Raw genomic sequence first — 26,310 nt, 5'->3', positions numbered from 1 at the left:
CTGCCTTGTATGCTCGACTTGACCAAGCTTGCCCGCCAGATGCAGGGGATTAGCCAGCATCTCACTGCGGAGTCGATCGCCGCCCGACAGAGGCTAGAGCGGGCAGAGGCGCTGTTGCGGGAGGTGCAGGGGCGACAGGCAGACCTAGTAGCCTGGCAGCAAGAATGGGGCGATCGCCTGGGGTTTTCTGCGGCTCGTCCGGTAGAGCCGCTAAGTGCGCGCCTTCCCATTGACCCGGCCCCCCGGCTGCATACCGTTTTGGCCACCGATGGCTCCCAAATTGCCCCCAGCCACCATGAGATTGCCTATTGCTATTTGATCAACGTCGGGCGCGTGGTGCTGCACTATGGGCAGAACCGCTATCCCTTGCTGGACAGCCAGCCGGAGATATTTTACCGACCCGAAGACCTGTATGTATCCCGCCAGTGGGGCATCCGCACCGAGGAATGGATGGGGCTGCGGCGCACGGTGTCGGAGGCGATGGTGCTGGCAGAACTGGGCGAAGGAGAGAAGGCTGAGGCTCCAGAGATGCCCGCACTGGCAATGGTAGACGGGTCGCTGATTCACTGGTTTTTGGAGCCGCTGCCGACGGAGGCCCGCGATCGCCTGCTGCCGCCTATCCTGGAAGCCTGGGATCGGCTACGAGCCGCCCGCATTCCCCTGGTGGGCTACCTCAGCGCTGCCCGCAGTGGTGAAGCGCTGAATTTCCTGCGGCTCCACGCTTGTCCTCATCCCCAACCCGACTGTCTCACCCATTGTCCTGGAAAGACCGAAGATGCGCCCTGCCAGGTGTTTGCGCCACTACGCGATACGGCGCTATGGAATCTGCTGCTGCAACCTGGAGAGCGCAGCCCGCTGTGGCGCAGTTCCTCCCGCATTTTGGAGCTATACGGCCCGCACCATGTTTACTTTTGCTATGTCAACGTGGGCGCAGAGATCGCCCGCATCGACCTGCCGCAGTGGGTAGCAGAGGACAAGGCATTGCTCAACAGCGCCCTCAGCCTGACGCTGGCTCAGGTCGAAAAGGGCTATGGCTATCCAGTGGCGCTGGCCGAAGCCCACAACCAGGCCGTGGTGCGCGGGGGCGATCGCGCTCGTTTTTTTGCGCTGCTTGAGCGGGAAATGATCCGCGCTGGGCTGAAAAATATCGGAACTTCTTATAAGGAGGCTCGGAAGCGAGGCAGCATTGCCTAATGCAGATTGCCTGATGCAGATTGCCTAATGCAGATTGCCTGATGCAGATTGCCTAATACAGATTGCCTAATGCAAATTGCCTAATGCGGATTAATTAGAGTTGAGCCAGATTGCCGGAGTATCGGAGCCGTCACAAGGGCTAATCAGGCGATCGCCGCCAGTTTCGCTTCTTTTGCTAAGGGCAGCAGGAACCAAAACTTTGCGCCTGCCTTGGGGCGACTGTCTACTAAAATTTCGCTGCCGTGGGCCTGGATGATTCGCTGGCAAAGGTATAAACCCAGCCCCAAGCCCTGCCGAGCATTTGGACCACGTTGATGTAGCCCAAACAGCCGCTGGCATTGCTCCTGGGGAATCCCGATGCCGTTGTCCTGCACGCTAAAGCAAACCGAATCGTTTTCCTGACGCAGTTCCACTGTCAATTGAATCCCCGGCGGATTGTGCTTCAGGGCGTTGACCAGAAGGTTTTCTAACACGTCCCACAGTCGCTTGGGATCGCCCTTGACGGGAGGCAACTCCGGATCAATATTGCAAAAGACCGTGGCCCGCGACTTTTTGAGCAGTGGCTCCAAATCCTTGATCACCTCTTGCACCAGCTCATCAAGACGCAAGGGCTGGGGCTGAATTGCCAGATATGCATCCGGTTCGGCGTGGGCGCTCAGCATCGCGTTGATCAGGCCGAGATAGCAATCGACTCCCTGAGCCATGCGCTCTAGCTCCGAGCGAGAAACCGAAACCAGGTCTGCACCTGAATTCAGGGGACGAGTCGTGCCCTTGAGCAAATTTCCAAACACCATCTGCATTCCCAGGACAGGATTTCGCAGATCATGGGCGATCGCATGCATCACATCCCGCAACGTCTGAACCGCGCACTGGCGGCTGAGGGCTTCTTGCTGGAGGCGCTGGTTTTGGCTCTGCACCTGCTGCTGCAAGGTCTGGAGCGACATCAGAATGCGAATTCTAGACTGCAACATTTGGGTGAACAGCGGCTTCACCAGGACATCGGACACGCCAGGATAAAGCTGGTCGGGATTGCTGGTCGGCGGCAGCAGCAGCAGAACGGGAATGCTGCTCGTGTTTGGATTGGACTGAAGCTGACGGCAGGTTTCCAGGGCGATCGCCTCAGATTCGGCATCCAGGAGAATCAGCGCGGGCTGGATTTGAGCAGCCTGGGCGATTCGCGAAGCAATCCCTTCGGGAGTCGTCCCTTCGCCCGCTTCACAAACCGACAATTTGAACCCTGTTCCATTCAATGCATCCGACGCTTTGGCCGACGTTTCTGGGTCATGCTGAATTAGTAAGACGATGCCAGGTTCCATTGTCAAACGCTTGCTCCAACTCATGCCAGTTGTTAGAAATTTCGCTTCTGATTGAACTGCTTTAATCGCACTAATTGCACTGATTGCACTAATTGCACTTTGGATGCCTTTAGGTTGGATGCCTTTAGGGGCGATCGCTTAATTCCCGAAGAAAGCGCCTCCGCCGGACAGACTCACGACTCAGCGCTTTACGGTTGGCTTCATAATACTGTTCGGTATTTCGGAAAGCCCTCACCTAACAGGGTGTTTTTTGGGGCGAAATGCGGAATTCAGAGTGTCGGTTGTGAAGAACCCTAGCTGCGCCCAGATTGTGCCTAGGTTGCGTCCCGATCAAAAATGGCGGCTGGGTTTTCCAAGGCTCGCTCAGCCTTCATTTTTCCAGAATCAACGTGACCGGGCCATCGTTCTCAATCGACACCTGCATCATCGCGCCAAAGCGCCCCGTCTCCACGCGCAGCCCGCTCTGGCGCAGCTTTTCGACAAACTGGTGATACAGTGCCTCTGCCAGCGGAGGAGCGGCAGCCTGATCAAACGATGGTCGCCGCCCCTTGCGACAGTCGCCATACAAGGTGAACTGGCTAATCACTAGCAGGTCTCCACCAACATCCAGCACCGACTGGTCAAATTTGCCGTCACCATTGGAAAATACCCGCAATTCCAAACACTTGCGCGTCATCCAATCCAGTTCCGCTTCGGTGTCTGTACTGGCGATGCCGACCAGCAGATTCAGCCCGCGCCCAATCTGCCCTACAACTTCGCCCGCTACCGTGACCTGTGATGACGACACCCGCTGCAACACGACCCGCATTTTCCCGACTCCTTGCTGTTCCAGAACGGCTCTCTGCTGGAATACTGTCCGAACCCTGTTTGAACCTTACTTGAACCTTACTTGAACCTTGCTTAAACCTTGCTTGAACCTTGCTTGAAGACCGCTGCTTCTATGCAGAACCCTGATTTTGCGTGGCATCATAGGAGATTCGTGTAATTTTTCCTCTGTTCGCACAACGCTCTCTCAATCATGCTCAGTGCCAGTCTAATCGTCCAAGCAGAATATGCCCTCCAGCCTACCTTTGCCCGCATCGATGCCCAGGTAAAAGCGAACCTGCGGCGGGTGCTGGAGGCCTTTCGACATCACGGCGTAGGGGTTCATCACTTTGCCAGCGTCAGCGGCTATGGGCATGGCGATTTGGGACGGCAGGTGCTGGATCGGGTGTTTGCCCAGGTGATGGGGGCAGAGGCGGCGGCGGTGCGGGTGCAGTTTGTGTCGGGGACACACGCGATCGCCTCTGCGCTGTTTGGGGTGCTGCGGCCGGGGGACGAACTGCTGGCGGTGGCGGGCGCACCCTACGACACGCTGGAGGAAGTTATTGGACTGCGGGGCGAGGGGCAGGGGTCGCTGAAGGACTTTGGCGTGTCCTATCGACAGTTGGAATTAACCCCAGAAGGGGCGATCGCCTGGACAGATTTGGCCACTGCAATTCGCCCGGAAACCAAACTGGTGCTGATTCAGCGCTCCTGCGGCTATTCCTGGCGGCAAAGCCTGTCCATCGACGACATTGCCAAAATTATCCACCTGGTAAAGCAGCAAAATCCTGACACCGTCTGCTTTGTGGACAACTGCTACGGCGAGTTTGTGGCAGACTGCGAACCGCCTACTGTCGGGGCAGACCTGATCGCCGGGTCGCTGATCAAAAATCCGGGCGGCACGATCGTCACCGCAGGCGGCTACGTGGCCGGCCGGGCGGATTTGGTAGAAAAAGCCTGCTGTCGGCTCACGTCCCCCGGCATCGGCAGTGAGGGCGGTGCCACCTTTGACCAAAATCGGCTGCTGTTTCAGGGGCTATTCCTAGCACCGCAGATGGTGGGCGAGGCAATGAAGGGCAACCACCTGACGAGCTATGTGTTTCACCAGTTGGGCTATCCAGTGAATCCGCTGCCCAATGCGCCCCGCCGCGATGTGATCCAGGCGATTCGCCTCGGCTCACCCGAAAAGGTCATTGCCTTTTGCAAGGCGATCCAGGAATATTCCCCCATTGGGTCGTACCTCAGTCCCGTGCCTGCGGCAATGCCCGGTTATGAGAGCGAACTGGTGATGGCAGGCGGCACGTTTATCGACGGCAGCACGTCGGAATTTTCTGCCGATGGGCCGCTGCGGGAGCCGTACACGGTGTTTTGTCAGGGGGGAACCCACTGGACCCATGTGGCGATCGCTCTCGAAACTGCCATTGCAGCCGTTGGCCCAAAAACCTGACCCAAAACCTACAGGACTTACGCAGTTTATATGCAAAGAACCTGGAAGACCAAGCCAAACGTAAAAATTGCCCTATTTTGGGCCATCCTGGGCGCGTTGGGGGCGCTGGCTGTGTTTCCCTACCTAATAGCGATCGCCCCTCCGCCTGCGGATCTAGCGGTGCCGCTGTCGGCCGTCGCCGTGGGGCAGGCCATCCAAACCGGACTGGTGCTGTGGCCGCTGGGCTGGCTGGGGCTGCGGCTGGGGCGATCGCTGGGCCTCGATTCGCCGCTGGTGCGGGCCTGGCTGACGGGCACCCCTCTGCCCCTCGTGCCCCGTCGTCGCTGGCTCAGCATTGCCCTGCTCGGCTGTTTGGACGGGCTGACGATTCTGGGGCTGGATATCCTGTTTCAGCCGTGGATGCCAGCCCCACTCACGGGTTCCGCCGCCACCCGACCCCAAGTGGATTTGTGGAAAGGGCTACTGGCCAGCATTTACGGCGGAATCACCGAAGAACTGTGGCTGCGGCTGGGGCTGATGACCCTGATTGCCTGGGTGCTGTGGCGACTGGCAGCACGTCCTGGGTCGCCGCCAACCTGGATATTTGGGATGGCGATCGCCCTCTCGTCGCTGCTGTTTGGGCTGGGGCATTTGCCCGCTGCCGCCGCAGTCTGGCCGCTGACGGGGGTGGTGATTGGGCGATCGCTGCTGCTAAACGGGCTGCTGGGACTCGTCTTTGGGGCGCTTTACTGGAAGCTTGGGCTGGAGGCGGCAATGCTGGCCCATTTTTGTGCAGACTTGGCGCTGCGGGGGGTCGGGGGGAGCTAGCCACAGTCCCCAAATAACCCAAGTTAAGGCACTAACATACTTGAAACAGCAAACTTACTGCCCTCATCCCCCAACCCCTTCTCCCAAGCGGGGAGAAGGGGAGCCAGACATAGGCTTAAAGTCCCTCTCCCGCTCTGGGAGAGGGCTTAAAGCCTTCGGCATACCAGAAAAGGGTGAGGGCTGAAATTGCTGCGTGAAGTATATTAGTGCCCCAAGCCTTGGCCCAGATAGCCAGTGGGGACACGATATCCGGTGAGGGCTGAAATTGCTGCGTGAAGTATATTAGTGCCCCAATTAACCCAAATTAATGAAACCCAAATTAACTTATGGCAGCGGCTCGAAGAGGAGCGTGGCAGCAAGCTGAATTAGCTCCTGCGGCGGAATTCCCCTGGGTAAACTGGCCAGCCGCACAATGGTTTGCCCCGGAAACTGCGCCGCAGGAATCTCCTGACCAGGCACGTAGCGGTTATGCACCAGGTAAGTCTGCTGAATGCCCAGCGCCATAAGCGAATCCGTCAGGCGGGCCGCTTCTGCCAGGATCGCCGACTGATTTTGCGCCACGCCGATAAATTCCGTAAAGCTGGGATCTTTCAGCAGCTTTTGCGCCTTCACCACGCGCTGCCGCAGCGTCCGCAGGCGGCTCATCAAATCCACCCGCCCCACCACATCCTGATATTTCAGCCAGAGCTTAAAAATCCAGCCAAGCCAGTCATTCAGCGCCGTCGGCATTTCCAAAAAGCGCAGCAGATGCCCGGTCGGGGCCGTGTCCAAAATCACCAAATCCTGGCTGCCGTCCTCTAGCAGGTCAATCACGGCGATCAGCGCCAGCATTTCGTCAATGCCGGGGAGCGCCTGGGATACAATCTGCCGCCACGCCTGCGGCCCGTAGGCGATTTGCAGTGCGTCGTCGCCCGTGTCGCCGCTCATCATCTCCGCCAATTCCCACAGGTAATCTTCGCGGAACTGATGCAGCAGGGTATCTGCGTCGATTTCCTGGGCGCTGAGGTTGGGCAACAGGGGTGTGGGATCGTGACCCAGCACGGTTCCAAAGGCATCGCCCAAGGAATGGGCCGGGTCGATGGAAATGACCCGCACTCGCTGCTGGGGATGGCGCTGGGCCATGCCTTGGGCGATCGCCCCTGAGAGGGTCGTTTTCCCAACGCCACCCTTGCCGCCGATGATCAGAAGACGACGGTGGAGGTCTAAAAAATCGGGAAGCGAAGGCGGAATTGGGTGAAGCGTCGATGGCGCGACGGGCGGAGAAACCGGGGGCAGCGGCGCGAGGGTGTGGGGCAGGAGTTGGGGCAGGAGCCTGTCGAGGGCAGCGAGGCCGACGGGTTCGGTGGGCTGCTGGGGCAGGATGAGCAGCGGAGGGTCGGGGCAGAGGGCAGCGAACTTTTCCAGGAGGTCGGCCTGTTCGCAGAGGCGATTCCCATAGGGATCGCTGCGCGAATCGCCCTCGCTGGGCTGGCTGTCGGACAAAACGCGATTGACCACAATGCCGCCAATGGGAATGTGGAGCGTGTCGAGGGACTCCAGAAACCGTCGGGTTTCCTGGTAGCTCATCGGTTCCGGGATGGCGACAGCAAGGCAGGCAGTGCGGGTGGCATCTTGCAGCAGGGCGCGACCGTGGGCCAGGCGCGTTTGCATTTCTGCCAAAAACTCATCGGCTGCGTCGGCGGCGTGCGTCCCGGCGAAGGTCTGCTGCATCACCCGGTGCTTTTCCTGAAACAGGCTGAGGGCGGCCAGGAACTGATCCAAAAAGTCCATCAGCCCAAACAGATTCAGCGTGTGCCCGCTGGGGGCCATGTCCACAACAATTCGGTCGCTCTCGCCATCTTCCAGGATGCGCTGAATCTCCAGCAAGCTCATGAGTTCGTCCAGCCCCGGAAAGCCCAGATCCCACACGGGGCTGAGGTCTGCGCCTTCGACAAAGCTGCCGCGTTCCACCAATAGCTCCAGCACCGACCCATAGCGGGCTTTGAACTCGGTCAGCAGGGCCGCCGCATCCAGGGCGCGGGTCTGCACGTTTGGCAAATCAGCGAGCGATCGCGCTTCGTCTGTCACCTCCGTCAGCAGCACATCCCCCAGGGAATGGGCCGGGTCGGTCGATATCAGCAGCACCCGCTCCTGGGGAAATTCGTGCCCCCAGCGGCGGGCGATCGCACAGGAGAGGGTCGTTTTGCCGACACCACCTTTGCCGCTGACCATCAGTAGATGTACAGAATCAAATGGATACATATCTCAGGGATTAGGGGTCAGGGGTTAGGTTTGAAAGGCTCGATCCCCCTCAATCCCCCTTAATAAGGGGGACTTCCAGAGCGGCTCGATTCCCCCCTTGTTAAGAGGGGTCCTTCCGGAGCGGCTCGGTTCCCCCCTTGTTAAGGGGGGCTAAGGAGGGATCTCAGGCTGCCTTGTATCGGAACCGATCCCCCCCCAATCCCTCTTAATAAGGGGGACCTCCGGAGCGGCTCGATTCCCCCCTTGTTAAGGGGGGCTAGGGGGGATCAAGGTAACGCTGTATTACACTTGCGCTCCTCTCGTTAGGGTTCCCCACCCGCTGGGATGACTAAATGAAGAAACGTGACCCATTCGCCAAATTGGGGCGATCGCAACCATGAGCGACCTGTTTAAGGGATTTGAGCAACTGCTGGAACTGGCCAAAGCCCTCGAAGAAAAAGCCGCCAGCGGCGAACTCAAGACCGACGTGCAGATCCATAGCCGTCCGCTGGGGAATATTCCGCGCCAGGGCAACATTCCCCGCACGGGCAGTCCGACCGGGGGAGCGGGAGTTGGAACCAGCCGTGTCCGCCCTAATGCCGCACCCAATGCTGCATCCGATGCTGCCCCCGACACGCCGCCCGTGGAAGCACCGGGAGCAGCGCCAACCGCATCGCTGCAAGACTTGGGCGGGCTGGGCGAGGTGCTGCGAGAACTGCGCGAGCATGTGGAACTGCCGCTAAAGCGCCCTGATCTGCTGCAAAAGCTAGGACTGGAGCCGACGCGGGGCGTGCTGCTGGTGGGGCCACCGGGCACAGGCAAAACCCTGACGGCGCGGGCGCTGGCGGAGGAACTGGGGGTAAGCTATATCGCCCTAGTCGGACCGGAGGTGATCGGGAAATACTACGGCGAAGCAGAGGCGCGGCTGCGGGGCGTATTTGAGAAGGCAGCAAAGTCCGCGCCCTGCATTGTGTTTATCGACGAAATCGACAGCCTCGCGCCCGACCGGGCCAAAGTGGAAGGCGAGGTGGAAAAGCGGCTGGTGGCGCAGTTGTTGAGCCTGATGGACGGCTTTGCCAAGTCGCAGGGAGTCATCGTGCTGGCGGCGACGAATCGACCCGACCATCTCGACCCGGCCCTGCGGCGACCCGGCCGGTTTGACCGAGAAGTGCAGTTTCGCGTGCCCGACCGCGATGGACGGCTGGAGATTTTGCAGATCCAGACTCGCGCCATGCCCTTGCAAAACGTGGACTTGGGGGCGATCGCCGATCTTTCGGTGGGCATGGTGGGGGCAGACCTGAAGGCGCTGTGCCAGAAGGCCGCCTATTTGGCCCTGCGGCGGCAAGTACCCAGCCTCAGCGCCCCGGTTCCTGCCGACTTGCACATTACCCAGGCAGACTTTTTGCAGGCGGCCCAGGAGATTCGTCCCTCGGTGCTGCGGTCTGTGGAGGTGGAGTCGCCGGACGTGTGCTGGGACGACATCGGCGGGCTAGAGAGCGTCAAGCAAACCCTGCAAGAATCGGTCGAGGGCGCACTGCTCTATCCCGATCTGTATCGGCGCACGGGGGCGACGGCTCCGAGGGGCATCCTGCTGTGGGGCCCGCCGGGGACGGGGAAAACCCTGCTGGCAAAGGCGATCGCCACCCAGGCCCGGGCCAATTTCATTGCGGTGAACGGGCCCGAACTCCTGAGCAAATGGGTCGGCGCGGCCGAGCAAGCCGTCCGGGAACTGTTTGCCAAGGCGCGGCAGGCGGCTCCCTGCGTGGTGTTTATCGACGAGATCGACACGCTGGCTCCGGTGCGGGGCAGTTTTCAGGGCGATTCGGGCGTGGGCGATCGCGTTGTGGGGCAACTGTTGACCGAACTCGATGGCTTGCAGGGCTGCACCAACGTCCTGCTGGTGGCAGCGACGAATCGACCCGAAGCCCTCGACCCAGCGCTGATGCGGTCTGGACGGCTGGATCTCCAGCTCAAGATTGACCTGCCAGATGCCGCCAGCCGCCTAGAAATTCTGACGGTACATAACGGCGATCGCCCCCTGGCCCAGGTCGAGCTATCCCACTGGGCTGCTCAAACCGACGGCTGGAACGGCGCAGACCTGGCGCTGCTGAGCAACCAGGCCGCCCTACAAGCCATTCGCCGCCACCGAGCAGCCGGAAACCCTGATCCGAGTGGGCTACACATTACGCAGGAAGACTTTGCGATCGCCCACGCGCTGATTGCTAGCCAGAAGCAGGCGGCAAGGTGAAAATGGAAAAACGAAGAACGAAGAACGAAAAATGAAAAATAAACTTTTTCGTTCTTCCCTCTTCGTTCTTCTCTCTTCCCTCTTCGTTCTTCTCTCTTCCCCCTTCCCTCTTCCCTGGCTCAGCGCGACAAGTCCGCTGGCAGGCGATTCGCGAAGCGATCCTTTTGGGAATCGCCCGCTGCTAAACTCACGGGCGCGGTGCCAAGCTGGGTGACTTCCATGTAGATGTGCGATAGCCCCACGGGTTGCCGACAGACCGAATCGAGGGAAATGCCTTCAAAGCAGGCGATGATGTCCTGCATGTCTAGGTAGGTGGGCAGCCAGAAGGTGAGGTCGTTGCCGTAGCGGCGACAGGGAAAGCCGAGTTGCTGGGCGCGGGCGATCGCCCTCTCTTCCTCTGTTGTTTGCACTAGCACCACCTCCTGGGCTGGTACGTAGCGCCGCAGTTCTGCCAGGGTTCCCTCTGCCAACAGGCGGCCGCCTTTGAGAATGCCAATGCGGTGGCAGAGGCGTTCGGCTTCCTCCAGCAGGTGGGTGGTCAGCAGGGTGGTAATGCCCTGGTCGCGCAGACGACGGATGAGTTCCCACAGTTCATAGCGGGCTTCGATGTCGAGGCCGGTGGTGGGTTCATCCAAAATCACGAGTCTGGGCTGATGCACCAGGGCGATCGCCAGACTCAGCCGCCGCTGCATCCCGCCGCTGAGGGTTTCCACAGGCGAGTTGGCGCGGTCGAGCAGGTTTACTGCTGCCAGACAGGTGGCAATGCGGAGATCCCGCTTTTCCCTGGGGACGGCATAAATTCGTGCAAAAAAGTCTAGATTTTCGGCACAGGTGAGCGATCGATACAGCAGGTTTTCCTGAGGCACGATGCCGATCAGCCGCTTGGTGGCATCCGAGACAGGAATGCCGTCGATCGTAATGCGGCCGCTGTCGGGTTGCAGCAGGTTGCAAATCAGGTTGATGGTGGTGGTTTTGCCCGCACCGTTGGGCCCCAGCAGGCCATACACCTCGCCGGGACGAACATCCAGCGTCAGATCTTGCAAAACGGGGCGATCGCCGTAGGTTTTGGTCAGCGTTTCTAGATGCAGCACTGTGCTACAGCCTCCTCTCTACCCGCACCATGCGGCGATAGGCCAGCCAGCCCCCGGCAACCACCGCGATCGCAAAGCCAGCCAGAAAACGCAGATGTAACCCCACTTCAGCCGGGGTTCCGTCTGCCACGGACACGCCGGCCAGCGCCTCGATCATGTGAAACACCGGGTTGAACTCTGCCAGATTCAGCAGCGCATCGGGAAAAAACTGTGTCGGCACAAACGCGCCGCCTAAAATCAGCAGCGGCACGCCAAAGGTCGCCACCAGCGCATTCACGTCTTCCGTGCGGCGGGCAAACTGCGTCCCCAGAATAAAGCCCACGCCGACGTAGCTGGCAATGCTAAGCAAAATCACCAGCAGTTTCAGCGGCGGCGAACCCTCAAACGTTGCGCCCATGATGCTGGCGGTGGCATAGATTAGCAGCGCTTGCCCTAGCCCAATGTAGGTGTGCGCCAGGAAAATGCCGAGAAAATAGGATGTGCCGCTGAGGGGCGAGATAAACAGCCGCTTGAGGGTCTGCTGCTCGCGCTCTGCGACCACCGTGGACACGCTGCCGCCCAAACAGCTAAAGAACAGGGCCGCGCCCACCAGCGACGCAGGCACACAGCGCTCAAATGCTTCTGCTTCGGAGAGATTGCCAGATTCGGTCAGCAGGTAGCCGTTGAGCAACAAAATCGTGACCGGAAACAGCGTCCAAAACAGGAGCGATCGCCCCCGACGCACCAGTTCCCGCAAAATTCGCTGCGCCACTGCCAGCGTTTCTCGCCCATAGCCGCGCACCTTCATGCCAAACTTGACTCCTAACAGGGTCCTCGCCTCCCGGTGCAACCTTCGTGCCAGTGATCCCGCCAATCATACCCTTAAAGTTCACAAGAGTTTATAAAACAGGTGGCAGGGAAAAAACTGGCACGAGGGAATGCCCACGCGCGATCGCCTTTTTACAGTCAACAAGTGATTTAAGCCAGTACAATCATTGCCACCAAGCGGATAGATCAATCTCTCGTGGATGAATCAGCCAGCTCCGCTGGAGTGGCTGGGTCAGCGTTTTCACCAGCGGGGAGAGTTCGCTTAGCTCTTGCAGTCCGTTTTCGGTTTGCAGCTTGATGCCCCGCTGATAGAGCGTATAGCCCCGGCTCAGCGCCACCCGAATGCCGCAGTAATAGTCAGCAATGAGGCCCCGATGGGAGAGCGATCGCCTCACCTGCTCTAGAACCTCTGGGTAGGACTCTGGGGAAAGCGGGCTAATATCAGTTGCTTTGAATAAATCTCGATCCACAAATCGGCGGCAGAGATCCGCCAGCACTGGGTCGTCGTGCTGCTGCCAGCGTTGCAGATGGTAGATAAACACGCCGTCGTCTGCTTGGAGATATTGCGCCAGGGGCAACGTGTTGCAGTCGCCTTGCAGCCACGCCGTCACCGTGTCGTCGGCGGATAGCTTGCCCAGCGCCAGCAGTTCCCGCGCCCGCCGAAACGCCTGCTGCAACCCCCACGTCGCCGCGATATTTTTGGGATGGTTATAAATCTGGGCGTACATAAAGTAGCGGACGATGAGGTAATGCTCAATCGCCGCCATGCCTTTTTTCGCTACGACCAACTGCTGTGTCGTCGGGTCATAGCCCATCGCCATCAGAATTCGATCCAGATCGAGCCGCCCGTAGGATGCGCCGGTGAAGTAGCTGTCGCGCATCAGGTAATCCAAGCGATCGCAGTCCAGTTGGCTCGTCACCAGTTGCCACACCACGGGCAGCGGATGGGTCTTCTGGTAAATCTGCGAGAGTTGGGGCAATAATGCCGGATCGTAGGCATCCAGGCGCGATCGCATGGGTTCCGACTCGTCCAAGATCCGCCGCGTCCAGTGTTCGTGGTGGCTGCCAAAAATCTCCTCGCAGGTGTGGCTAAAGGGGCCATGCCCGATGTCATGCAGCAGCGCCGCACAGAGAACGGCTGCGCGGTAGGGCTGGAGTTCTGTATGACGGGTGGCCAGACGGTCAAAGGCACGACGGGCGATCGCCATCACGCCCAGCGAATGGGTAAACCGCGACGACTCGGCTCCGTGAAACGTCAGGCTGGCGGGGCCCAGTTGGCGAATCCGCCGCAGCCGCTGAAATGCAGGCGTGTCAATCAGGTCAATCAGCAATGCCTCAGTCGGATCAGCGCGATCGAGGGCGATCGCCCCATGCAGCGGGTCGTGATAGGTGCGTCCGGGCATTTATTAGGGTTGGGGGGTTAAGGGGCGGGGCAGCAGTCAGGACTTGAGCAGTTAGGACTTGAGCAGTCAGAACCCAAGAAGAAGATGCCCTGTCGAATCACTCACCCTCATTCTTCCCAACAGGCGGCCTGATATGCCATCCCCACTTACCCCGCTGCCCCAGCAACAACCATCTGCTGCGTCAGCGCCTCAATTGCCGCCTGATATTGCTCATCGGCTTCCGTAGCGACCTGTTCGCGGCTAGTAATGTTGAGCGAAACCGAGCGATCGGGTTCGATGCCAAGGCGGTTAATGTCTCGGTGGCTGGGCGTTTCGTAGCGGGCGATGGTCACCGCCAGCCCCGACCCGTCCGACAGCCCAAACAGGGATTGAATCAGCCCTTTGCCAAAGGTCTTTTCGCCAATCAATTGGGCGCGTCCGTTGTCTTGCAGTGCGCCCGCCAGAATCTCGCTGGCGCTGGCCGTGCCCTGGTTTACCAGCACGATCAGCGGGTCATCCGTCAGCGGCTCCGACAGGGCCTCAAAGCTATCCTGAATGCCGTCGCGGTTGACCGTGTAGACAATCGTGCCGTCCCGCAGCCACAGCCGCGCAATGTCGATGCCTGCTTGCAGCAAGCCGCCGGGATTGTTCCGCAAGTCCAAAATGTAGGCGTTGGCATCCTGTTTTTCTAGACGGGCGATCGCGTGGGCCACCTCTTCTGCGGCATTGGCGCTGAACTGGGTGAGGCGAATGTAGCCCACCTGGGTTCCGTCGGGCTGGGGCCGCAGTTCGGCGTAGACCGGGTTGATGGTGATGCGATCGCGCACCAGTTCTACCTCCCAGCTTTTCGGGCTTTCATCGCGCCCAATCGTCAGCACCACACGGCTTCCCGCTGGGCCACGCATCCGCTCGGCGGCTTCGTCCAAGGTTAGGTTCGCAGTCACCTCGCCATCGATCTTCAAGATGCGATCGCGCGGCTGTAGGCCAGCCCGGTCTGCGGGGGAACCCTCAATCGGCGTAATCACGCGCAGATCGCCCGTATCCGGATCTTGGGCAATTTGCAGCCCCACACCGCTCAGTTCGCCAGACGTATTGGTTTGCAGACTGCGATACTGATCCGGCTTCAGCAGGCGCGTGTAGGGGTCGTCCAGCCCTGCCAGCATTTGCTGAATCGCGGCATAGGTATCCTCGCGGTTGGTGGGAGCCTGCTTCAGCACCTTCTGGCGCACCAGCCACCAGTTCTGGTTATTAAAGGTGCTGTCCACATAGGCCCGATCGACAATCCGCCACACTTCATTCAGCAGCTTTTGCTCTTCGGTAAAGGCATAAGCAGGCGGAGTATTCACCTGCAACGCCATCAACCCCGTGAAGAGCCAAACCAGCGCAAACCCAAGTAGTCGCTTTAATCCCTGGCGCTCTAACCCCAGGCGCTTTAATCGATGTTGCTTCATAAAACATATCTTAACGTTCTACTCAGACGGCGGCTATCCCAGGCGTACCTGTTCTGAAAGGATCGGCGGCGATCGCCCCAAGCCTGCTCCCTTCGAGTTAACCAGCCATCGTAGCAGAACCCGCAGTCTTTATCACTTCTCTGTAAAATTGCAGCGCCGCCCAAAAAGTTGAACGAAACCTGTGCCGGATCTTGGTTACAGCGTGAAATCTGATGAGTAGCTATGTTACATTCTTTAGAAATGGCAATACATCTCTCTTTTGGAATTCTTGCTTCATGTTTACAAAGCAGGTAACTGACTCGAAAGCGTACCAGTGGTTTCAGGAACGGCTGGAAATTCAGGCGATCGCCGACGATATCAGCACTAAGTACGTTCCTCCCCACGTCAATATCTTCTACTGTCTCGGTGGCATCACCCTGACCTGTTTCATCATTCAGTTCGCCACCGGGTTTGCAATGACCTTTTATTACAAACCCACTGTGACTGAGGCGTTCTCCTCGATTCAGTACCTGATGACTGAGGTGAACTTTGGCTGGCTCATCCGCTCGATCCATCGCTGGTCTGCCAGCATGATGGTGCTGATGATGATCCTGCACGTCTTCCGGGTTTATCTGACGGGCGGCTTCAAGAAGCCCCGTGAACTGACCTGGGTAACGGGCGTAATTCTGGCAGTCATTACTGTCTCCTTCGGCGTGACGGGCTACTCGCTGCCTTGGGATCAGGTCGGCTATTGGGCGGTCAAGATCGTGTCCGGCGTGCCCAGTGCTATTCCTGTCGTCGGCGACCAGATTGTAGAACTCATGCGCGGTGGCGATAGCGTGGGTCAAGCAACGCTGACTCGCTTCTATAGCCTCCATACCTTTGTGCTGCCCTGGTCGATTGCGGTGTTCATGCTGCTGCACTTCCTGATGATCCGCAAGCAGGGTATCTCTGGCCCCTTGTAGATCGCACGGATTGGGTCGCTGAGTTGAAAGAGGGCGATCGCCCTTTTAATGCTTCGGCCGATCCTTTACACTGCTGGAATCAGTTAGCTGCTGGGAACCCCAACCGTCTTCCCCTCTGTTCGATCCTTGCTGCTTAGGAGAAACCTGAATCATTATGGCAACCATTAAGAAGCCGGATCTTAGCGATCCCGCATTGCGCGAGAAACTTAAGAAAGGCATGGGTCACAACTACTATGGTGAACCCGCCTGGCCCAATGACCTGCTATACATCTTCCCGGTCGTGATTCTGGGAACTATCGGCTGCGTAGTGGCGCTAGCCGTGCTAGATCCCGCTCTCGTGGGCGAACCCGCCGATCCGTTTGCGACTCCCCTGGAAATCCTGCCGGAGTGGTATCTGTACCCCGCATTCCAGATCCTCCGAATCGTGCCGAACAAGCTGCTGGGTGTGGCGCTGCAAAGTGCCATTCCCTTGGGCTTGATGCTGGTTCCCTTCATCGAAAGCGTGAACAAGTTCCAGAACCCCTTCCGCCGTCCGGTCGCGACGACGGTCTTTCTGTTTGGAACGCTGGTGACGCTGTGGCTGGGCATCGGCGCAACCTTCCCGATCGACAAGTCTCTGACCCTGGGCCTGTTCTAGGGATGTTTTTCTAGCTTTATTGGAGCGACTTGCTCCGGCTGACTCGGCGCTCGTGCATCTACTGGGAGTGTGTCTTTCTCTTCTGGTTGCTGTACGGGCGCTTTATTGTGAAACAGTCCTAGCTTTAAATCGGAGCGCTCGACGCAAATTGCCTCAATCCTTTGCCGTTTCGCCGAATCTTAAATCGTGGTGGATGTCATTCAGCAGCGAGAGCGATTGGTGGTGCCCAGCCAGCTAACCGCTCTGAATCCAATCCAAACCTGGTTCCGACAGTTTTGTCTGCAAAACGAAGGGCGCTATCCCTGGCTGGCCCATCAGTGCGATCGCCTCAATTTAGCGCTGGCTGAAGGCTTCACCAACGCTGTGCGCCATGCCCACCGGGGGTTGCCGCCAGAAACACCAATCGAGATTGCGCTAGCGCTGCACGAAGACTGGATCGAAATCCGCATTTGGGACTATGGACGACCGTTTAATCCCGATCGGCTAAAGGAACCCCAACCCGGCACGCTGCAATCGGGGGGCTATGGCTGGTTTTTGCTGCGGCGGTTGACCGATCGCGTGTCCTATGATCGCTACATCGACGGGCGCAACTGCCTGCAACTGGTAACCTACGGCTTTAAGCACCCAGTCTAGGTTTAGCAGCTAGACGGGCTGATCGATCTGCTGCGCCGTTCCCGATCCATCCGATCTGAATCGTGTCGGCTGAATTGCTCAAGGATCGCGCCTCGAAGTGGTAGCCTGTAGAGTTGATGTGTGTTGTAGAGGGAGGCGTTATGAGCGAAGATGCCGTTAAGGTCATGAAGCAGCAGGTGGGTATTGCGGCGGCGCAGCGCGTGCAGTCTGGCTCCATCGTAGGGCTGGGAACTGGGTCTACGACGGCCTTTGCAATTGAGCATCTGGGCGATCGCCTCAAATCGGGCGACCTGAAAGACATCAAAGGCATTCCGACCTCGTTTCAGGCATCGGTGCTGGCTAAGAAGTATGGCATTCCCCTGGTCACGCTGGACGATGTGGAAAAAATCGACATCGCCATTGACGGGGCTGATGAGGTTGATCCCAATAAGGTGCTGATCAAAGGCGGCGGCGCAGCCCACACTCGCGAGAAAATCGTGGACTCTCTGGCCGATGTGTTCATCGTCGTGGTGGACAGTACCAAGCTGGTAGAGACGCTGGGGTCTACGTTTCCGCTGCCCGTCGAGGTGCTGCCTGTGGCGGTGGCCCCGGTGACGCGGGCGCTAGAGGCACTGGGCGGCAAACCCGAACTGCGGATGGGCGTAAAGAAGGATGGCCCGGTGATTACGGATCAGGGCAATATGATTCTGGACGTAACCTTCGGCAGCATTCCCAACCCGGCGGAGTTTGAGAAGACGCTGAACAATATTCCGGGTGTTTTGGACAACGGCCTGTTTGTGGGGCTGGCGGATGTGGTGCTAGTGGGCGAAATCAAAGAGGGACAGCCCACTGTCCGGGAGCTATAGCGCGGGAGCTATGGCGCGGGAGCTATAGTCCTGGAGCTATAGCGTGGGAGCTGTAGCCGCTCTGAGGGGCGAAAGAAAGTCAAACCCTACGCGGGTTTTGAGAAGTGGTTGACACGGCGGGCAAAAAGCTGGGATTTCAGCCCGTATTCGATCGCCTCCAAAATGCGAATCACGCCTGTAGTGTTGATCATTTCAGGAGACTTGCCTGCCCGCTGGGCGGCCTGCATGGCCTTATCGGTAAGTTTGTGGCTGGTGTAGCCCGTCATAACGAGAACTAAATCGGCGCTGGCGACGTGGCTCTCGGCCTGTTCGGCAATCTGTGGGCCCGCCTGCGCCGTACACCAGATTAGCTCGACTTTTGATTCCCTCAAACGGTTTCGCACGGCGGTTTCTAATCGGTCATGCCCGCCGAAAATGACCACTTTGCCCTCAAGCTGGGCATAGGGGTTGGGGCGCTTTTCGGAGGTGCGATGGCGGACACGGGGCTGGACGTTGGGCGCACGCTCGACGCGGGAGCGGTTTTCTAGCGCTTTGTTGTAGATAAACGTGAGGGTCTGCTCGTGGCTACCACGCAGGCGAGCGACGGGCCCTTCCTCGCTGTAGGCGTTAATTTGCTCGATGAGCTTATCGACGACCTCTTCCAGCGCTCCGATCGCCTTCAGGTCATGCACGTAGCCTCGAATGGCGATCGCCGCATCGGTTGCATTATAGAAATCTTCCTGCTCTGCAATCATTTCCAGCAGGTCATCTTTGAGGGCCTGTCGCCAGCGGGCTGCCTGCTCCGCGACGCGCTCATCAATCAGCCGCTCCTCGTTCAAAATCATCTGGCGATCGACCATTTGTGCCGCCAGTTCTGGCGCATCGGCAATTTTCTGGCGCAGATCAGCGACTTTTTCTTCTAATTTGGTACGGGTCACGCTGTCTGAAAAATCATCCGGCTCAAACTTAGAGAGCATTCGCTCCGTTTCTTGGAGTAGCGGTTCTAGTCTCTGGCGAATTTCGACAACTTTTTGCTGAATTTGTTCATCCCGCTGCTGCTGTAATCGTTTTTCTTCTAGCTCTATCTTTGCCAGGGATAATAAATCTTTGACGGATGACTCTAGATCATCTAAATCGCTAATATCCATACGCTTTTCTCCAAAACAATAAGTGATTAACTAGTGATTAACTTAGGGGCTATGAATTCAGACAGATAAAAAGAAAAAGTCATCGATACCCATCCACAGTACCAATATTGGGGGGTATCGATTATCAAATGGTATCGATCGTGGCATCTATGTCAGTTAATCCCAGTCGGGTAATCCCAGCATCCAGGCAAGGGCCGATGTTTCCGCATGAGAATCTAAATACTATCTCGAATCGGACTCGTATCGGATCTTGAGGACTATCTTGCTTGTGATGAACGGGTGCATCCCACTTTTGTAACCCTCACCCTTTTCTGGTATGCCGAAGGCTTTAAGCCCTCTTCCAAAGCGGGAGAGGGACTTCCAATCCGGCTCCCCTTCTCCCGTTTTGGGAGAAGGGGCTGGGGGATGAGGGCAAACTTGCAGAACTGGAATGCGCCCGTTATGAATCCCAATGTCTTACTGCCAAGCCCTTTGGCAAACTCGTTGTCAAGCTTTTTATTGAACTTTTTATCGAACTTTTTATCGAACTTTCTGTCGAACTCGCTGTCAAACTCGCTGTCAAACACTTTACCAAACCCCCTATCCACCCTTCTGCCGCCTCTTTGCCAGACCCAGTAAATGGCTAAACTATCGAAGCTGTAGGTTTATCAATGCACTAAGTTGACGATACTCCTATTATTGCTACTTTTGAAGGGGTTGCCCTTTTCGCATAAGACCCCTTCTCACAATCCTATGCTCTATCGACGGTTTGGACGGACTGGGCTGGCAATGCCCGTTTTTTCTTGTGGCGGAATGCGCTATCAGCACAAGTGGCAGGATACGCCGCTGGATCAGATTCCGTCCGATAATCAGGAAAATTTAGAAGCTACGATTCGGCGATCGCTCGAAGTGGGTATCAACCACATCGAAACGGCGCGGGGCTACGGCAGCTCAGAACTGCAACTGGGTCAGATTTTGCCGAAACTGCCGCGCGACCAGATCATCGTGCAAACCAAAGTATCGCCCACGGCAGACCCGCGAGACTTTGAGCAAAAACTGGAGCAATCGCTCGCTTATCTGAATCTGGACTATATCGATCTGCTGGGGCTGCACGGCATCAACACGCCAGAACTGCTGGACTATAGCCTGCGGACGGGCGGCTGTCTGGATGTGGCGCGACGGTTTCAGGCGCGGGGGCGCGTGCGGTTTGTGGGCTTTTCGACCCACGGGCCGACGGAGGTGATTGTGCGGGCGATCGCCTCCGACCAATTCGATTACGTCAACCTGCACTGGTACTACATCAACCAGGTCAACTGGCCCGCCATCGAAGCCGCCCACCGCCACGACATGGGCGTGTTCATCATCAGCCCGTCCGACAAAGGCGGAATGCTCTATAGCCCGCCGCCCCGATTGGTGGAACTTTGCCACCCCCTCAGTCCGATGGTGTTCAACAACCTGTTTTGCCTCAGCCATCCGCAGGTGCATACGCTCAGCATTGGCGCAGCCCGCCCCAGCGACTTTGACGAGCATCTAAAAACGCTGGAATTGCTCGATCGCGCTGATGAAGTGCTGCCGCCCATTTTGCATCAGCTTGAGCAGGGGGCGATCGCCGCGCTGGGCGAGGACTGGTACAAGACCTGGGATGTGGGCCTGCCGAACCATCAAGACGTGCCCAATCAGATCAATATTCGCTCGATCCTGTGGCTGCGAAACTTGGCGATCGCCTTTGGACTGACCGAATTTGCCAAAACCCGCTACAACATGCTGGGCGGAGCTAGCCACTGGTTTCCGGGCAACAAAGCCGACCAAGTTCAATCCCTCGACCTGCGCGACTGCCTGCGCCACAGCCCCCACGCCGACCAGATTCCCCGCCTGCTCGCCGAGACCCACGAACTGCTGGGTGGTGCAGCGGTCAAGCGCCTGTCGCAGAGCTAGGAGCCACGCATTTTGCAGGCAGTGGTGTTCCAAACTGGTGCTTAATTCTCCGGTGCTTAATTCTTCAGCCCCGTCGTCGCAATGCCGCCAATCAACTGGCGCTGTCCGACCGCAAACAGCGCCACCACAGGCACCGTCACCAGCACCACCGCCGCCATCAGCAGCGACCAGCTATTCGTAAACTGCTCCTGAAACTCCGCCAGCGCCAGTTGCACGGTTCGCAACTCTGGGCGCGTCGTGAACACCAGCGGCTTAAACAAATCATTCCACTCGCCGATAAAGGTAAACAGGAACAGCGTCACCAGCGCGGGTCGGGCTAGCGGCAGCACAACCCGCCCCAGCACTTGCAGACGGGTAGCACCGTCTAGCGCGGCCGCTTCCTCTAGCTCGATGGGGATGGTCTGAAAAAACTGCCGCATCAGGAAAATGCCGAATCCATTGACTGCCGTCGGCAAGATCAGCGCCCCGTAGGTGTTGATCAGGTGTCCTGTTTTTAATACCCAAAAAATCGGAATCACCAAAAGCTGGAACGGAATCACCAGCGTCGCCAGCACCAGCGCCAGCACAGTCTGTCGTCCCCAAAAGCGAAACCTCGCCAGGGCATAGCCTGCCAGTGCCGAGAGCAGGATTTGCAGGGCGGTGACGGCAAGCGCTACGAAGGTAGAGTTGGCGATCGCTCCCAGAAAGTGCCCCCGCGCCCACACTTGGCGATAGTTGTCGAGCGTCAGCCCTGCCCTATCTCCCGTCTGAAACGAAGTCCACAGCACCACGCCCAGCGGCAGCAGCACCAGCCCCGCCCCCAGGCCCAGCAGCAGCCCGTTGAGCCAGCGCCACAGATTCAACGACAGGCTGGGAAACCGACTAGAGAGCATAACGTGATTCTAGAGAAGGAGCCAGCAGCGAAATCTTGTGCGATACAGTTGCGATACAGTATGGATCAACGGTTTAGGCTTAGGCATAGATATAGATCTATGGTGTCGTTGAACAGGATATCAGCTACAAGGGGACTCTAGTTTAACCATTCCATGCCGAAACCCAGTAGAGTAGAGTTTGGGCATATTTTAAGTTAAGCAAACTAGGGCACTGATTTCTTTACACTGGTTTCTTCCCAAAGCTGCTGCAAGTTGGAGACTTTCCTCCAAACCACGCCAGCAGACAGACTGACCCCGCAATGCTTAACGTCACGGCTCGATTTGCCGCCATTGCCCACTCGCTCTCGTCTGAATGTTCTGGACACCGCCGACCTCAGCGCTGCCCAAACAGACCTACAGGAGCTTGTTTTCCACCGTTTCGACCCTCAGTCAGGAGACCGACCCTACTATGCCGCAGCTTGAGCTTACCCCAGAACTCGACTATCAGAGTGCCGTCTACAAAGATGCCTACAGCCGCATCAACGCCATTGTGATTGAGGGCGAAGAGGAAGCCTTCGACAACTACCAGCGCCTTGCAGAGTTGATGCCCGATCACAAAGACCAGTTGATTGGCCTGTCGAAGATGGAAAGCCGCCACAAGAAGGGCTTTCAGGCCTGTGGGCGGAACCTGTCCGTTGAGCCAGACATGGCCTTTGCCAAGGAATTTTTTGCCGACCTGCACCGCAACTTTCAGGAGGCCGCAGCCCAGGGCAAAATCGTGACCTGCCTGCTGATCCAGTCGCTAATTATCGAGTGCTTTGCGATTTCTGCGTATAACATCTACATTCCGGTGGCAGACGACTTCGCTCGCAAGATCACCGAAGGCGTGGTGAAGGATGAGTATCTGCACCTGAACTTTGGTGAAGAATGGCTGAAGGCGAACTTTGAAGCATCCAAGGCGGAGCTAGAGGAAGCCAACAAGCAAAACCTGCCGCTGGTGTGGCGGATGCTGAACCAGGTAGAAAACGATGCCAAGGAACTGGGCATGGAAAAAGAAGCCCTGGTAGAGGATTTCATGATTAGCTACGGCGAAGCGCTGAGCAACATCGGCTTTACCACTCGCGATATCATGCGGATGTCTGCCTACGGGCTGTCGGCTGCCTAGAGGGGCGATCGCCCTCCAGTCCTGCTTTCCCCAGTCCTCCTGAGCGGCTCGGTTCTCCTCTAAGCTAGGGGCTGGGGAAAACTGTTTTGTGACAATTTTTGCCCGCTTTATACTGTCCACGGCCCAAGGATGACCGCGCCACGCCGTATCCTAATCTTGTTGAGTGAAAGGGATTTTCCATGAAGGCGCAGGTATTTCGCGGGGTCAACCAACTGAGCTACGAAGACGTGCCCGTGCCAGAACTGGCGGCAGACGAGGTGCTGGTGCAGGTGCGGGTAGTGGGCTTGTGCCAGTCGGATATCAAAAAGATTCGCTATCCGCTGTATGAGCCGCCGCGCATCTTTGGGCACGAAACGGCGGGCGTGATTGCGGCGGTGGGCGACGCGGTGCGGGGCTGGCAGCCTGGGCAGCGGGTCGTGGTGCTGCACCACATTCCCTGTATGCACTGCGGCTATTGCCTGAATGAAAATTACTCCATGTGCGAGGTGTATAAAAGCATCAGCACGACGGCCGGGTTTGCGCCCAGCGGCGGCGGCTTTGCAGAATATGTGAAAGTGCCGGGGCATATTGTGCAGCACGGCGGGCTAATCGAAATTCCCGACGGCGTGACCTTTGAGCAGGCCAGCTTTGTGGAGCCGACCAACTGCTGCCTGAAGGCGGTGAAGAAGGCGCAGGTGCAGCCGGGGCAAACGGTGCTGGTGACTGGGGCGGGGCCGATTGGGCTGATGTTTGTGATGCTGGTGAAGTATTTTGGCGCAAGGGCGATCGCCACTGACCTGATCCCGTCTCGCCTGGAAAAAGCCCGCCAGCTTGGGGCCGAGGCCGCCTTCGATCCGCGTGACCCAGACCTACCTGCAAAAATTCACGCGCTGACCCAGGGCATGGGCGTAGACACGACGCTGCTGGCGGTTCCCAGCGACAAGGCATTCTTTCAGGCGCTCGACTGCACCCGCAAGGGCGGCAAGATCCTCTTTTTTGCCGAGTTTCCCGATGAGGTGGAGATTCCGATTAATCCCAACATTCTCTATCGCCGCGAGATTGACCTGATGGGCAGCTACAGTTCGTCTTATAAGGTGCAGAGCCTCGCTGCCGATATCGTATTCAACCGACGAATCGATGTGGATGCCCTAGTGAGCGATCGCTTTCCGCTGAGTGATCTCGCCGCTGCGGTCGATCGCGCCGTGTCGCCCACACCCGACACGTTCAAAATCCTGATTGACGTGGGGCAGGGCTAAAGATCTTATCTGCTTAACGTGAGTTAATGCGAGAGGGATAGAACCTGCACGGCTCCATCCCTCTTTTGTTCATCAGATTGAGCTTAGACAAACTGGAACATTGTGCTATTGAGATTCAGCTTGCCGTTCCCCTGAACAATCGCAATCAGTTCATCCGTGCGTCCGGTTTCCAGAAAAATGGCATTTCCTTTAGGCAATCCCTTGGGTGCGGAACCCAGCCGATAGTCAGAGGCTTTGCCGTGCAGTTGGATGGCATCCTGTTGTCGGTTGAAATCCTTGATCAGGGCGTAATCCTTGAGTCCAGCGCTATTCCGCTTGCCGTCGTCATAGAAAACGCGCTGCTGATCCCCTAGCACGAACAGATCGCGTCCGGGGCCGCCTGTGAGCTGGTCGATTTCGTTTCGCCCTGGCGTGCGAGTGTTGGGGTTTACTCCAATCAAAATATCGTTCCCGCCGCGTCCATTGAGCCGATCGTTCCCCCGCAGCCCCACCAGCATTTCGCCGGACTTTGTGCCAGTCAGCGTATCTTTGCGGTTGGTGCCTCGGAGCGATCGCATTCCGGGTATGGGCGACAAATCTGGCAAGCCCACGGGCGCTCCAATGGGCGCTCCAATGGGTGCAGCGTTGGGCGGCTGCGGAAGCAGCGGATCTTGAGGTTGACCCGGCTGATTGATGCCACCACCAGGGCGATCGTCGTCCAAAATCGTGATCGTTGCTTCTCGGTTGCCCTGCAAAATCGCATTTCCGCCCTGCACCTCAAGCAGCCGCATCACAATTGTTTCATCGCCCTCGATGAGCGTATCTTGCAGAATGGGAATCGTAATTGTTTTGCTCGATTCGCCAGGCTGGAATAAGATGAAGTCTGACTGAGGTAAGATATAGTCTGACCCGTTGGTTGCAGTGCCGCCAGTAATTTCGTAAGCAACCTGAGAGGCCAGGTGCAAATCGCTAGAGCGCGTCACTGTCACCTGTGCGCCGACGGGCACGCCGTTTTCGCCAATCTGATAGGTGGGCTGGCTAAAGGACACCACCGACGCAATCTCAAACTGCTGGGCATAGATGCCGTAGCCGTCGCCATCTTGCCCCTGGCTTTGCCAAGTGACGATGAAATTGCCATCCCCCTGCATGGCGACCGTTGGGGCGACCTGGAGACCTGGAGTGTGGGAGTTTACCCGCAGCTCATCACTGAGGGGACTGCCTGTGGCACTAAAGCGACGCATATAAATATCGGCATCATTGCGCTCCTGGGTGCTGGCCCACGTAACCACAAAGTTGCCTTGAGAATCAAGCGCAATGCTGGGGGCATAGTGGGAGCCTGTCGGAGTCTGGTTGATTTGAATCTCGTCGCTGAGGGGCTGCCCTGCGGCATCAAACCGTCGGGCGACCAAACCTTTACTTAGACAGCCCCAGGCGATGACAAACGAACCATCTGCGCCCATGGCCACCTTTGCACCCAATTGATCGCTCTCAGTGGTCAGGTTGACGGGAAGTTCGCCGCCCACAGGTCGGCCGTTGACATTAAATCGCTGGGCATAGATGCCGTAGCCGCTGCCATCTTGACCCAAGCTCGACCAGGTGATGACGAAGTTGCCCTTGCCGTCTGTGGCGATCGCCGGGTCAAATTGATTGCCGCGAGTCGTTGCGTTTACCCGCACTTCTGCTCCGGCAGGCGACCCGTCGGCGTTGAATTGACGGGCATAAACTCCAGCGCCATCCCCATCTTGACCGATGCTCGTCCAAACCACCATGTAGCTGCCGTCATCGCTAATGGCGATCGCCGCATCACCCTGGATGCCCTCAAGCTCCACCGCAAAGAAGCCGTTTTGGTTGCGGTCGGTGCTAGTCAGCCGCGAGACATAAATATCAGGGCTATTGGTTCTTTGGTTTGGCAAGGTATGGGCGATCGCCACGTTGCCGTTCCGATCCATCGCAATGGCAGGGCTGGAAGCCACATCTTGAACCAGGGTATCGTCGCTCAGCGGCCGACCGTCTTTTTGAAATCGGCGGGTATAGATCCGGTTTCGTCCATCGAACGCTTCTTCCCAAACAACCCGAAAGTTTCCATCAGCGTCGGTTGCAATCGCTGCGCCGTATTGGCTGCCAGCAGGGCGGTTGTTAATACGAAACTCGGAATTCACTTTGAGGATAGACATAAGTAAGTATTGGGGTTGAGGGTTTGGAAGGGAAAAGGG

General features: G+C 57.8%; 22 protein-coding genes. 11 read left to right on the top strand and 11 right to left on the bottom strand.

All coding sequences use genetic code 11. The annotated features are described in order from the left end of the window. Window positions 1-9 precede the first annotated feature (9 nt). Window positions 10-1,194, top strand: coding sequence for a DNA double-strand break repair nuclease NurA (locus HNI00_RS09110; protein ID WP_316792655.1), 1,185 nt, complete (start codon window positions 10-12; stop codon window positions 1,192-1,194). 143 nt (window positions 1,195-1,337) lie between these two features. Here the strand turns inward: HNI00_RS09110 and HNI00_RS09105 are convergent, their stop codons facing one another. Together HNI00_RS09105 and dtd are read right to left on the bottom strand one after the other, a co-directional pair. Beyond that, the gene (locus HNI00_RS09105) at window positions 1,338-2,510 is read right to left on the bottom strand and encodes a hybrid sensor histidine kinase/response regulator (RefSeq protein WP_316793414.1); all 1,173 of its coding nucleotides are present in this window, start codon (window positions 2,508-2,510) and stop codon (window positions 1,338-1,340) included. A gap of 370 nt (window positions 2,511-2,880) precedes the next feature. Continuing rightward, window positions 2,881-3,318 carry a D-aminoacyl-tRNA deacylase gene (gene dtd / locus HNI00_RS09100; RefSeq protein ID WP_316792652.1) on the bottom strand — a complete coding sequence of 146 codons (438 nt, stop codon included), beginning with the start codon at window positions 3,316-3,318 and terminating at the stop codon, window positions 2,881-2,883. Window positions 3,319-3,528: 210 nt separating this feature from the next. On the opposite strand from dtd, the gene HNI00_RS09095 reads away from it, so the two are divergent. Continuing rightward, window positions 3,529-4,761, top strand: coding sequence for a methionine gamma-lyase family protein (locus tag HNI00_RS09095; RefSeq protein ID WP_316792650.1), 1,233 nt, complete (start codon window positions 3,529-3,531; stop codon window positions 4,759-4,761). Window positions 4,762-4,791: 30 nt separating this feature from the next. Then, a complete protein-coding gene (locus HNI00_RS09090) occupies window positions 4,792-5,568 on the top strand; it encodes a CPBP family intramembrane glutamic endopeptidase (protein ID WP_316792649.1) in 777 nt (258 codons plus the stop codon). A gap of 324 nt (window positions 5,569-5,892) precedes the next feature. Here the strand turns inward: HNI00_RS09090 and HNI00_RS09085 are convergent, their stop codons facing one another. Then, window positions 5,893-7,809: an ArsA family ATPase gene (locus HNI00_RS09085; protein ID WP_316792647.1), complete on the bottom strand. Its 1,917-nt coding sequence runs from the start codon at window positions 7,807-7,809 to the stop codon at window positions 5,893-5,895. A 376-nt stretch (window positions 7,810-8,185) separates the two neighbouring features. Here HNI00_RS09085 and HNI00_RS09080 point away from each other — a divergent pair, with 376 nt between their 5' ends. Continuing rightward, window positions 8,186-10,036, top strand: a complete 1,851-nt coding sequence (locus HNI00_RS09080; RefSeq protein WP_316792645.1) for an AAA family ATPase — start codon at window positions 8,186-8,188, stop codon at window positions 10,034-10,036. Between the two features lie 119 nt (window positions 10,037-10,155). On the opposite strand, the gene HNI00_RS09075 is transcribed toward HNI00_RS09080, so the two are convergent. From HNI00_RS09075 to ctpA, 4 genes are all read right to left on the bottom strand, one after another. Beyond that, window positions 10,156-11,127 (bottom strand): ABC transporter ATP-binding protein, encoded by a 972-nt coding sequence (locus tag HNI00_RS09075; protein ID WP_316792643.1) that lies wholly within the window; start codon window positions 11,125-11,127, stop codon window positions 10,156-10,158. A gap of 4 nt (window positions 11,128-11,131) precedes the next feature. Then, complete coding sequence (locus tag HNI00_RS09070; protein ID WP_316792641.1) at window positions 11,132-11,914, bottom strand: ABC transporter permease; 783 nt, start codon at window positions 11,912-11,914, stop codon at window positions 11,132-11,134. 184 nt (window positions 11,915-12,098) lie between these two features. Then, window positions 12,099-13,337 carry an HD domain-containing protein gene (locus tag HNI00_RS09065; protein ID WP_316792639.1) on the bottom strand — a complete coding sequence of 413 codons (1,239 nt, stop codon included), beginning with the start codon at window positions 13,335-13,337 and terminating at the stop codon, window positions 12,099-12,101. A 146-nt stretch (window positions 13,338-13,483) separates the two neighbouring features. Beyond that, on the bottom strand, window positions 13,484-14,767 hold the full coding sequence (ctpA, locus tag HNI00_RS09060) for a carboxyl-terminal processing protease CtpA (RefSeq protein ID WP_316792636.1): 1,284 nt from the start codon (window positions 14,765-14,767) through the stop codon (window positions 13,484-13,486). A gap of 275 nt (window positions 14,768-15,042) precedes the next feature. Between ctpA and petB the strand changes: the two genes are divergently transcribed. From petB to rpiA, 4 genes are all read left to right on the top strand, one after another. Next, entirely contained in the window at window positions 15,043-15,711 is a 669-nt protein-coding gene (gene petB, locus HNI00_RS09055) for a cytochrome b6 (RefSeq protein WP_172353992.1), read from the top strand. A gap of 154 nt (window positions 15,712-15,865) precedes the next feature. Beyond that, on the top strand, window positions 15,866-16,348 hold the full coding sequence (gene petD / locus HNI00_RS09050; protein WP_068511887.1) for a cytochrome b6-f complex subunit IV: 483 nt from the start codon (window positions 15,866-15,868) through the stop codon (window positions 16,346-16,348). 186 nt (window positions 16,349-16,534) lie between these two features. Then, window positions 16,535-16,981, top strand: coding sequence for an ATP-binding protein (locus HNI00_RS09045; RefSeq protein ID WP_297084686.1), 447 nt, complete (start codon window positions 16,535-16,537; stop codon window positions 16,979-16,981). Window positions 16,982-17,121: 140 nt separating this feature from the next. Further along, the gene (gene rpiA, locus HNI00_RS09040) at window positions 17,122-17,826 is read left to right on the top strand and encodes a ribose-5-phosphate isomerase RpiA (protein WP_277773273.1); all 705 of its coding nucleotides are present in this window, start codon (window positions 17,122-17,124) and stop codon (window positions 17,824-17,826) included. A gap of 86 nt (window positions 17,827-17,912) precedes the next feature. On the opposite strand, the gene HNI00_RS09035 is transcribed toward rpiA, so the two are convergent. Further along, window positions 17,913-18,953: a DUF2325 domain-containing protein gene (locus HNI00_RS09035; RefSeq protein WP_205370511.1), complete on the bottom strand. Its 1,041-nt coding sequence runs from the start codon at window positions 18,951-18,953 to the stop codon at window positions 17,913-17,915. 257 nt (window positions 18,954-19,210) lie between these two features. Next, window positions 19,211-19,519: a hypothetical protein gene (locus tag HNI00_RS09030; protein ID WP_316792628.1), complete on the bottom strand. Its 309-nt coding sequence runs from the start codon at window positions 19,517-19,519 to the stop codon at window positions 19,211-19,213. Window positions 19,520-19,685: 166 nt separating this feature from the next. Between HNI00_RS09030 and HNI00_RS09025 the strand changes: the two genes are divergently transcribed. Next, window positions 19,686-20,867 carry an aldo/keto reductase gene (locus tag HNI00_RS09025; protein ID WP_316792627.1) on the top strand — a complete coding sequence of 394 codons (1,182 nt, stop codon included), beginning with the start codon at window positions 19,686-19,688 and terminating at the stop codon, window positions 20,865-20,867. A gap of 56 nt (window positions 20,868-20,923) precedes the next feature. Here HNI00_RS09025 and HNI00_RS09020 read toward each other — a convergent pair whose 3' ends face one another. Continuing rightward, window positions 20,924-21,739, bottom strand: a complete 816-nt coding sequence (locus HNI00_RS09020; protein ID WP_297078421.1) for a carbohydrate ABC transporter permease — start codon at window positions 21,737-21,739, stop codon at window positions 20,924-20,926. Between the two features lie 448 nt (window positions 21,740-22,187). Between HNI00_RS09020 and HNI00_RS09015 the strand changes: the two genes are divergently transcribed. Continuing rightward, the gene (locus tag HNI00_RS09015; RefSeq protein WP_068511873.1) at window positions 22,188-22,883 is read left to right on the top strand and encodes an aldehyde oxygenase (deformylating); all 696 of its coding nucleotides are present in this window, start codon (window positions 22,188-22,190) and stop codon (window positions 22,881-22,883) included. 179 nt (window positions 22,884-23,062) lie between these two features. Beyond that, window positions 23,063-24,118 carry a zinc-dependent dehydrogenase gene (locus HNI00_RS09010; protein ID WP_316792620.1) on the top strand — a complete coding sequence of 352 codons (1,056 nt, stop codon included), beginning with the start codon at window positions 23,063-23,065 and terminating at the stop codon, window positions 24,116-24,118. Between the two features lie 83 nt (window positions 24,119-24,201). Here HNI00_RS09010 and HNI00_RS09005 read toward each other — a convergent pair whose 3' ends face one another. Beyond that, window positions 24,202-26,271, bottom strand: a complete 2,070-nt coding sequence (locus HNI00_RS09005; RefSeq protein WP_316792618.1) for a Calx-beta domain-containing protein — start codon at window positions 26,269-26,271, stop codon at window positions 24,202-24,204. Between the last annotated feature and the right edge of the window lie 39 nt (window positions 26,272-26,310).

Source organism: Thermoleptolyngbya oregonensis NK1-22, assembly GCF_032705245.1.
GTDB lineage: Bacteria > Cyanobacteriota > Cyanobacteriia > Elainellales > Elainellaceae > Thermoleptolyngbya > Thermoleptolyngbya sichuanensis.
The sequence above is the reverse complement of the archived record's forward strand: the minus strand, read 5'-3'. Positions and strand labels throughout refer to the sequence as shown.